At 54.2% G+C, this 9693-nt stretch carries 7 protein-coding genes and 1 pseudogene; 4 read left to right on the top strand and 4 right to left on the bottom strand.

All coding sequences use genetic code 11. The features are described from left to right. A pseudogene (locus LEP6406_RS29275) lies at positions 1-430 on the top strand (hypothetical protein); the annotation flags it as partial. 111 nt (positions 431-541) lie between these two features. Further along, positions 542-1420: an ABC transporter permease gene (locus tag LEP6406_RS29270; protein ID WP_008316358.1), complete on the top strand. Its 879-nt coding sequence runs from the start codon at positions 542-544 to the stop codon at positions 1418-1420. Positions 1421-1478: 58 nt separating this feature from the next. Here the strand turns inward: LEP6406_RS29270 and LEP6406_RS0222125 are convergent, their stop codons facing one another. Continuing rightward, positions 1479-3104 carry a dipeptide ABC transporter ATP-binding protein gene (locus tag LEP6406_RS0222125; RefSeq protein ID WP_027269349.1) on the bottom strand — a complete coding sequence of 542 codons (1626 nt, stop codon included), beginning with the start codon at positions 3102-3104 and terminating at the stop codon, positions 1479-1481. A gap of 74 nt (positions 3105-3178) precedes the next feature. Next, positions 3179-3751, bottom strand: coding sequence for a TFIIB-type zinc ribbon-containing protein (locus LEP6406_RS0222120; protein WP_008316361.1), 573 nt, complete (start codon positions 3749-3751; stop codon positions 3179-3181). 320 nt (positions 3752-4071) lie between these two features. On the opposite strand from LEP6406_RS0222120, the gene psb32 reads away from it, so the two are divergent. Together psb32 and LEP6406_RS33105 are read left to right on the top strand one after the other, a co-directional pair. Beyond that, positions 4072-4782: a photosystem II repair protein Psb32 gene (gene psb32, locus LEP6406_RS0222115; RefSeq protein WP_008316364.1), complete on the top strand. Its 711-nt coding sequence runs from the start codon at positions 4072-4074 to the stop codon at positions 4780-4782. Between the two features lie 185 nt (positions 4783-4967). Then, positions 4968-5159, top strand: coding sequence for a hypothetical protein (locus LEP6406_RS33105; RefSeq protein WP_155834745.1), 192 nt, complete (start codon positions 4968-4970; stop codon positions 5157-5159). Positions 5160-5262: 103 nt separating this feature from the next. On the opposite strand, the gene LEP6406_RS0222110 is transcribed toward LEP6406_RS33105, so the two are convergent. Together LEP6406_RS0222110 and LEP6406_RS0222105 are read right to left on the bottom strand one after the other, a co-directional pair. After that, positions 5263-6243, bottom strand: coding sequence for a LysR family transcriptional regulator (locus tag LEP6406_RS0222110; protein WP_008313854.1), 981 nt, complete (start codon positions 6241-6243; stop codon positions 5263-5265). 102 nt (positions 6244-6345) lie between these two features. After that, positions 6346-9633: a CHAT domain-containing protein gene (locus tag LEP6406_RS0222105; RefSeq protein WP_008313855.1), complete on the bottom strand. Its 3288-nt coding sequence runs from the start codon at positions 9631-9633 to the stop codon at positions 6346-6348. Positions 9634-9693: the final 60 nt, after the last annotated feature.

Raw genomic sequence — 9693 nt, 5'->3', positions numbered from 1 at the left:
CTGCTGTAAAAGCGGTGCTTGAGGAGGGAGCGAACTATGACATTGGCCCAAAGGAGAAGACGCCTTTGGCCAAGACGGTACGCACTTGCCGACAACTGCTGTTACGGTACGCACTTGCCGACAACTGCTGTTGGTGGAACCGGCTCTGTGGACGTTTGTCACGGTGCTGGGGGTGGAGCCCACCAATAATACGGCTGAGCGTTCTTTGCGAGCTGGGGTGATTTGGAAGCGCATCAGCTTTGGGGCGGAGTCTCAGGCCGGCAGTGAGTTTGTCGCCCGGATGCTGACGACGGTTTCTTCTCTGACGATGCAGCAGCGAGATGTGCTGGACTTTCTCACTCAAGCCTATTGGTCGGCTCGCTTTGGCCAACCGCCTCCTTCATTGCTGCCTTTGGCCACTCATCAGCCTCAAACCCTAATCACGCCGTGACCCCCTGAAGGCTTACTTTTAGATGAGCCCACAAGGAACTTAGATGACGAAGGACAAGAAATATTTTGGGAGCAAGTAAAACGCTGCCGAGAAGACGGTGTCACGATTCTTATGGTGACGCATATCAAGGCAGAGCAAAGCGTTTTACAGAACTCAGCAACACACATTATCACCCTGTCCGACGGAAAACTGGTCTATGACAAGCGCCCAGAGCCATCCTCCAGCAATGTTACGCAAGTAGTTACGCCCCCAGTAAACACAACAGCCAATTCTGTCAAAGTCCTATTTATGCAGACCAAGGCAGAGATTTTACAACTTCTCAGATCTCCAGGGTATTTGGTCGGTGTCTTGCTATTCTCCAGCATGGTGGTCTTCTTCCCAGACGACGACTCGCAAACTTTGAAGCTATTACTGATTGCGTTTAGTGCAATTAGTCTGCTCATGTTTGCTATTGATCGCTTAGGCAAGAGAATTGCGATCGAGCGAGTCGAAGGTTGGTTGAAGCTCACTCGTGTGACCCCACTACAACCCAGCTTATACCTCATGGCCAAATTATTGATGACTCTAGCCGTTTTAGTTGCTAGCCTGATTACAATTTTTGGCATCGGAATTTACAAGTTTGGAATCACTCAGTCAGTTGAAAATTGGAGTCTGCTCAGTTTAAGCCTCTTGCTAGGTATTATTCCTTTTGCTATGACCGGAATAGCCCTTGGCTACATCGTTCCACCCAAAGCCCTAGATGCCATTACAGGATTGTTGATTCCAGTTGCTTTAGTAGGTAGCGGCATCTTTGCCCAGCAAATGCCGAGTTATCTTATTAATGCAATTTTGCTTTTACCCTTCTTTCATTACAAAGGGCTAATTGAGTTCGCATCTGGTATTCCTAACGACAACCAACTGATGCTTCACATTCTGTGGCTGATCTTTTACAGCGTCTTGAGTGGACTACTTGCCAAACAAGCCTATAAACGAGATGCTTTTGTCCGGTAAGTAGGTAATCTCAATTATTTATAGGGTTGTGACCTAAACCTTAGCGGGTGACAGAGCACTAGACCGTCGCCAGAAAAGGGGCGGCTTTGAGGAGGGTTTGGGTGTAGGGGTGCTGGGGCTGATCGAAAATCTGGGCGGTTTGGCCTAACTCCACAATCTTGCCTGCTTGCATGACGGCTATGCGATCGCATAGGTACCGTGCTACCCAGAGATCGTGGGTGATGAAGAGATAGGTGAGGTCAAATTCTTGTTTCAAGTCTAGCATCAGGGTTAGAACCTGGGCCTGGATGCTGGCGTCCAACATGCTGACGGGCTCATCGCAGATGATGAGCTTGGGACGAGTGATCAGGGCACGCGCGATCGCAACTCGCTGCTGCTGCCCCCCCGAAAGATCCCCCGGAAAGCGGTGTAAGTAGTCCTCCACCGGCGTCAGCCCCACCCGTTCTAACATGGCCTGCACCTGCTGGTCCACCGCTGCCCCCGTCGCCAGCCCATGGATCCGGAGGGGATCCCCCACCCCTTGGCCCACCGTCATCATCGGATTAAGGCAGGCATGGGGATCCTGGAAGACCATTTGCATATTCCGCCGCCAGGGTTGCAGATCTCGGCGGGAGAGGTGGGTGAGATCCTGGCCGAGGAACTCGATGCGTCCTGCCGTAGGGGGGACTAGGCGCAGGATCGTGCGGGATAGGGTGCTTTTACCGCAGCCCGATTCCCCCACCAAGCCCAGAATTTCACCGGGATAGAGGTCCAAACTGACTCCATCCACCGCCTTAATCGGCCCTGGATTGGGCTTTCCTAGGAGCCCCGCTAGGGGATTCTGCCCCAGACTGTAGTGTTGCTGTACGTCTTGGATCCGTAACAGAGGCTGGGGATCGGGGGGACGAGCAGCGCGGATGGCAGCCTGTTGTAGATCCACCGCTGCCTTCAATAGGGATTGGGTGTAGGGATGTTGAGGTTGGGTTAGAACTTGGTGAGCGGTGCCCAGTTCCACCCGCTGCCCCTGGTACATCACCGCTACTTGGTCGCAATGGGCCGCTACCAAAGATAGGTCATGGGAAATTAGGATGAGCCCCATACCGCGATCGCGGCAAAGCCGAGTTAACTCCTCCAGAATCTGGGCAGAGACCGTGACATCCAGACTGGTGGTGGGCTCATCGGCCACGATCAGCTTGGGGTTAAGTACCAAGGCTAGTGCGATCGCGACCCGCTGCCGCATCCCACCGCTGAACTCATGGGGATACTGGCCCCAGCGGTCAGCAGGAATATTCACCGATTCCAGGGCTTGCAGCGATCGCGCCTTAGCCTCCCCGCGTGACAGTTGGGACTCGTGGGATAGCACAGTCTCGACACAGTGAGCGCCAATAGTCATCAGCGGATCCAGGCGAGTCATGGGGTCTTGAAACACCAGAGACACCGCCTCGCCTCGGAACCGTCGCAGTTCACCAGCGGTAAAAGCTGGAATCGACCGGCCCTCAAAACTGGCAGTGCCTGCCAACTCCGTTGCCTTGGGCAGCAGTCGCAGCATCGCCCGCCCCAGCGTGGTTTTGCCGCAGCCCGACTCCCCCACCAATCCCACAATGTTGCCGGCATCTAGACGCAGCGATACCCCATCCACCGCCCAGTCCCCTTGGCCGGGATAGCGCACCCGAAAATCTTGAATATCCAGCAGGGGAGTGGTCATTAGGAATTCAGTACCTTGCAAAATTCAAGACTTCCAGATTTCAGAATCAAAAACTCAAAACTTAAAATTCACAACTACTGATCAAATCGGCGCATCAAGTAGGCGACGCCAAAGTCCCCATTGGGATGGGACTCCAGCAACTCTGCCAACTCAAAAATCTTGGTGGCGATCTCTGGCCCCAGCTTGTCTAGGGTAGCTTGTCGCTCTCGTTGTAATGCCTCCATTTGCTTGACTTGGGTCTGCCAAATATCGGTGAAGATGTAGTCCAAGTGGGTATGGAGCCTGAGCTGTTGTAGAATCCACCATTCTCCGGTGTCGCACCAGTAGCCCTTACAGTTGGGACACCGCTCCACGAAAAAGGACAGATTCTGTAAATTTACCCGCCCCCGTACTAGATAGTGACGACAGTCCGGACACAGAGCGGCCCGGTTGTCCAAGGGAGGGGGATCTGCATCCAACCGTAAGGTACTGGGAAGAACAGTGACATGGAATTCGCTGACATCATTCAAGCCCTGGCGCTGTTGCCAGTCAGCGTAGTGCTCAGGGGGAATCCATGCACCCTGACACTGGGGACAGCATTTAGCCACTGGCCCTGCCGGGAGGGTCGCGTCGAAGAGCTCAACCTGGGTCTCTTTGGGGCACTGCACGGTGCGCGAAACGTCCTGAAAACAGTTAATCCATTAAATCATTCCCCGCCGCATCCGCAAGAAATGCATGTAGAGATTTCGGGATGACGCCTCATCTCAGTGCATATCACCTAACCCTTCAAAATCCTGTTATGGCGGGATTCATCTCAATCCAGTACGCCTACGGTAGGGGCGTAAGGTTGTGCGCCCTCAGGGATTTACTCAATCCAACTGCATGTCGCTATATCTCCTCAATATGTGTACACGGTAGCCCCGAATCCTGATCCCCTATGATTGGTAGATGGACTGGCTGCACCCATCGTTGCATTCCTAATAGGACTATGAATCATTTTTTTATTCGTCGAAACTTGGGCTGGCTATGGGCCATTGCGATAGCCCTTCTGGCACTCACGTTCCCCCCCGCTGCTGCCGCTACTGGGGCTTACCAGATGCCGATGGTGTCGCCAGGGGCAGCACCCTGGATTATTGATGAGGCCAACCTCCTCAGCCGTCTCAATGAAGGCAAACTGAGCAGCCAGTTCGAGCAATTGGCGACCGATACGGGGCGCGAGGTGCGACTTGTGACCCTGCACCGCCTCGACTACGGCGAAACACCCGCCTCCTTTGCAGATGCCCTATTTGAAAAGTGGTTCCCCACGCCAGTGGATCAAGCGAATCAAACCCTAGTGGTACTGGACGATGTCACCAACGGGGCCGCTGTCCGCAGTGGGGAAGCTTCCGCGACCCTGCTGACGGAGGATATTGCCACCAGCATTGCGGTGGAAACCATCGGTGTTCCCCTCCGCGAGGGCAATAAGTACAATCAGGCTTTTCTGGATGCCAGCGATCGCATTGTTGCTGTCCTTTCTGGTGAGCCCGATCCCGGTCCCCCGGTGGTGGACCAGTCCTTTGAAATTGAAGGCACCTTTGCCACGGCTGAAGAGACGGCGGAAAATCGGGGCAATGCCACCATTATTGTCGTGGGCTTCCTGATTGCCGCTACGGTAATTCCTATGGCGACCTACTACCTTTACCAATCCCTGGGCGGGTAGTACTTGACGGCTTTTTTGAAGGGGTGTTGGGGTGATGGGGTGATGGGGTGATGGGGTGTTGGGGTCAATCCCGTAGGGGCGGGTTTAGCTCGTGTCTACTGGGAAATCAGGATGGGAACCTCAAAACCCGCCCTACCCAGTGCCGGGAAATCCAAGATTGAGGTTGATTCCGTAGGGGCAATCCCTTGTGGTTGCCCTTGTGGCGGGTGACCCGTGTCGGGGTGTATAGCCTAACGGCATTCAAGAAAGGCGTTGGCGAAGCCACTCCCAGGGAGTTAGCCTGCCCGGAGGGCTTTGCGGTAGGGGCGGGGTTTCCGCGCCCAATGCAGAATATCGCCGTAGGGTCGGGTTTGGCTCGGATTTGGCGGGTGATTTAGAACTGGTCTATCCAAACCCGGCATGGGGCAGGGTGGGTAATCCAACCAGGAATCCCGTAAAGGCGCGGTTTCCGCACTCAATGCAGGTGATGACAACCGATGATCATCGACTTGCCTGTGGGACTTCTGGGGTGTCTGAAGAGACGGGGTGAATGCCGGGGAGCAGCTTTTTTGCCAGGGTGTGACTTTCTTCCATCAAGTAGGTGAGAAATGTATCGGCAACAACGGAGAGTTGCTTGCCCGCTAAGTGCGCTACGTACCACTTACGGGCAATGGGAAATTCGGTTACGTCCAAGATGCAAAATTCCCCAGCGGTGCCTTCTGAAATGATGGTGTGGAGAGATAGGACGGAAATACCCAGTCCCCCTGCGATCGCTTGCTTGATAGCCTCGTTACTGCCCATTTCGAGCCGGACCCGCACCTCTACCCCGTGGGTATCTAGCAGTGCTTGCACCGCTTGTCGGGTGCCTGAGCCTGACTCCCGCATGATAAAGGATTCTCCCGCTAGGGCTTGGATAGGAATATTTTTCTTGCCCGCTAGGGGATGATCCTTGGGGGCAATGAGAACCAAGGGATTATCCAGGAAGGGATAAATGGTTAAATCAGGCTGCTCTGGCGGTTGGCTAATAATGTAGAGGTCGTCTTGATTGTTGACCAGCCGCTCTTGGATGTTCTGGTGGTTCGTGACCTTGAGGGAAATATCCACTCCGGGATAGCGTTGGCAAAAGGGACCAAGAAGACGAGGGACAAAGTACTTGGCAGTGGTAATCACTGCAAGGCGTAACTGCCCCTGCTTCATGCCTTTTAGATCGGCGACCGACATTTCAAACTGGTCTAACCCTTCAAAGACAACCTGACAGGTATCGAGGAGTTTTTGTCCTGCTTGGGTCAAGTAGAGCCGCTTACCAATTTGCTCGAACAGGGGTAGCCCAACGGCCTTGGTCAACTGCTTAACCTGAATTGAAACCGTCGGCTGGGTGAGATAAAGCTCCTCAGCAGCTCGGGTGAAGCTGCCATGGCGGGCAGTGGCTTCAAATACCTTGAGCTGATGCAGCGTCGCGTGGAACAACGGTTTAACTCCCATTAAGGCCGATGTTGCCACTATAGACTAATTTCTATCAATCGAGTCATTTAATCCGCGAAGGATCTATAGGGTAACAGCAAGGATTCCACAGCCATGATTTCCTCACAGGCCATTGCCAATGAGAATGAAGGGTGCCCAATGGTAAGGATGGCCATACCCAGCGGGTACGGTGCCCCTCTGTCCTTGGGTAAAGACCAGCTCAATGCTTCCTCGGGAGAGGGCCAAGCGATCGCCCAACGCCGCTCCATCCTCCCCCCGCAACAGGCTCAACTGCGCCTGTCGCAGTGCCTCCGCCTTGGTGAACTGTCCCGTGGCTAGCAACCCGTAGAACCGCTGCATCAACACGCTGGTGCTGGTGTCGTTGACGGACCACAGCGACGCGATCACCGTCTCCGCCCGCCCCGGTGCCAGGAAGTAGGAACTAATCCCCGTAATTTCGGCCCCATCCCCCGCTGGCCCCCCCAGGGCGGTCTGACAGGCGGACAGCACCACCAAATGCAGGTCAGCCAACAGGTGCTCCCGCGCCTCAATATCCGCCACTGTCAGACGGCTACCATCCCCCAACAGAATGTAGGAATCGCCAGGGAGACCAGGCACAAAGGCGGCATGGGTGGCAATGTGCAGCACCCGATGGCCCAAAAGATTCTGCTCCAAGTTGGCTAGGGTAAAGTCGCCATCCAGGAAGGCGAGACCGGGGAAAATGCCCTGACCGGGGCTGGCAAAGGCCCGCACAATGGCCGCCAATTCTTCCCGCACCGCTGGCAGGGGGTTAAAACCCGGAAAAGCCTGGGTCAGCCCCAGCCCCAACACGGGGGCATCCTCTACGGCTCCGAGACGGTTGGTGGTGTTGGTAACGGCTGGGGAGAGGACGGTGGAGAGGGTGTAGCGCTCCAGCAGGTAGCGTTCCCCATCAAACAGGACTGCCATGGGTATATAGCGAGTGACGCGATCGTTGACGAAGATCAGCTTTTCAATGCCGTTCGCCTCCAGGGGCGCTTCCAGGGGCCGCACTAACCAGTCGTAAAGCTGCTGGCTGGCGGCTTGCAGTTCGCTGAGGTCGCCCCCCTGGGTCAGCCGTTCCCCCAATTGCTGCACGGCGCGGGACAATTCTGCCTGGGATACCGCCACCTCCACACTGCCCATGGCACCGGGGGTGGCCCACAGCAGCCACAGTTTCTCCTCGGTGACGAAGGGGTAGATCAGTACGGAGTTGGGATTGGCGGCGAGGAGGGCGCGGGCATCGCTACCCAGACGGTTGGGGTCTTGGAAAACCTCGTCATCTCGCCGCTGTTGCCGCACCTGATCCTGGAAGGTAGCGACCCGTGCCTGATATTGGGCGTTGAGGGCGGTGAGTTGTTGGCTGAGGGTGGCGAATTCGGCGCATCTACTGCGCTGACATTCGGCATACCGCTGGCTAAAGGCGATCAAGTCGCCGTGAGCAGCGATGACGGGCTGCTCGATTTCGGTATAGGCCAGGGCGGTACCTGTCCACACGGATCGGGTGTCGGTGAACTCCCGCAATTCTTCCAGTTTCAACAGGTCGAGCACCTGCTGCGCCTCTGGGATGCGCCCCTGGCTGAGGAGCAGGTCGGCTAGGAGGCGGTAGTCATCGGCGATGGTGTTGGTGAATGATTGTCGCAGATCAACATCTAAGTTGCGAATATCCTCTCGAATAGACTCTCGAACTGCCACCGAAGCTTTGAGGAAAGTGATAGCCAGCTCTGGCTGCTGTTGATCCTTGAATACTTGTGCAATTGAACTGAGTGTTTTGCCTTCACCCCAGCGATTGTTCAGTCCGCGTTGAATCAATAAACATTCAGTCAAGTAATCCAGAGCAGCTTGATAGTCACCAAGAGCAGCATAGGCATTGCCGATATCACCGAGTGCGTAAGCCTCTTCTCTAACATCATTGATTTCTCGATGAATTTCTAACGCCTGCTTCGAGTAATTAATGGCACTCTGATATTCATTTAACTTAGTATAAGCAGAACCCAATCCGTTCAAGGCATTAGCTTCTTGCCTGCGACTAGACAATAGACGAGAAGTATCCAATTGTCGTCGAAAGAAATCAATAGAAAGATCTATTTGATCCAGATCAATGTAAATCCAACCTAGTCCACTTAATATATTTAATAGTCCATTGGAATTATTGTTTTTCTCAAATATACTCAGTGCACTCTGATAGAGTTCCAATGGACTATTAAAATCTCCAAGGCTATGATAAGTCCAGCCCAAGGCATATGAAATATTAGCAGTTCTATCGTCATCTCCTATTTCCTTGCTGATATTAAGTGAATCATTGAAGTAGTTCAGCGCTAGCTCATATTGAGCTTGAAAAGCATAAGACCATCCTAAGGAGAGAAGTGTATTACCTTCCCCAGCACGATTCCCAATTTCTCTTTGAATTGCTAACTCCTGCTCATAAAATCTAATGGCTTCTGAGTATTCTCTTAACTGAAAAAAGTTAACTCCTAAACTACTTAGAATACCAGCCTCTGAGTCTAGATCTCCAACTGCACGGGCGATCGCCAGAGCTTCTTGATAAAGGGGTTCAGCATCTTCGTAGCGCCTTTGCGCTTGGTACAGCAAGGCCAAGTTGTTGAGGCTGATGGCGTGAGAAGAGTGAGCAGGCCCCAACCCCTGACGGAGGATGGCTAGGGCTTGTTGGTAGAGAAGTTCAGCTTCTCCATAGCGGTCTTGCGCTTGGTACAGTGCTGCCAAGCTGTTGAGGCTTTGAGCCACATCAGGATGGCCATCTCCTAACTGCTCGCGGCGGATGGCAAGGGCTTGTTGAAAGAGAGCTTCAGCCTCCCCATAGCGACCCATAGCTTGGTATAGCTCTGCCAAGCTGTTGAGGCTTTGAGCCACATCAGGATGGTTATCTCCTAACTGCTCGCGGCGGATAGCGAGAGCTTGCTCAAAGAACTCAATAGCGCGGCGATAGTCCCCAAGGTTGGCGTAAGCAGTGCCCAAATTCTCCAGGACAGCCCCTTGCCGCTGGCGATTTCCCAGGGCACGATACAGTTCTAACGCCTGCTGCCAGGAGGCCAGGGCTTCACGAAACTGGCTGCGGTTAAATTGTTCGATGCCCTGCTGAAAGAGGCGATCAGCTTCACTTTGGTGACTATCCACCTGAGCCAACACCTGTGGCATTTCCACCAAGGCTAACGGTTCTACTCCTTGCCGTTCTCCGTTCAGTGGGTCGCGATCCCTGGGTTCTTGGGTCGCAGTTGGGGGTAGCGTGTCACCCGCGCCAAAGAACCCTGGGATCTGGAGATCTTCCAAAGACTGGGCCGCATTGACGGGCTGCACCCCCCTGGAAACCGGGGCCACAGGCACCAGCAACGCCGAAGACAGCGCCAGCCCAAGCAACCTTGCAGCACGATTCATCCGTCAGCCTCCAGCAGTGAGGGGTACATCCTTGTATAGTGCTGAGCCCAATCAACTTAT

The organism is Leptolyngbya sp. PCC 6406 (assembly GCF_000332095.2).
Taxonomy (GTDB): domain Bacteria; phylum Cyanobacteriota; class Cyanobacteriia; order Phormidesmidales; family Phormidesmidaceae; genus PCC-6406.
Note: the sequence above shows the minus strand (reverse complement) of the source record. Positions and strands in the feature narration are given on the sequence as shown.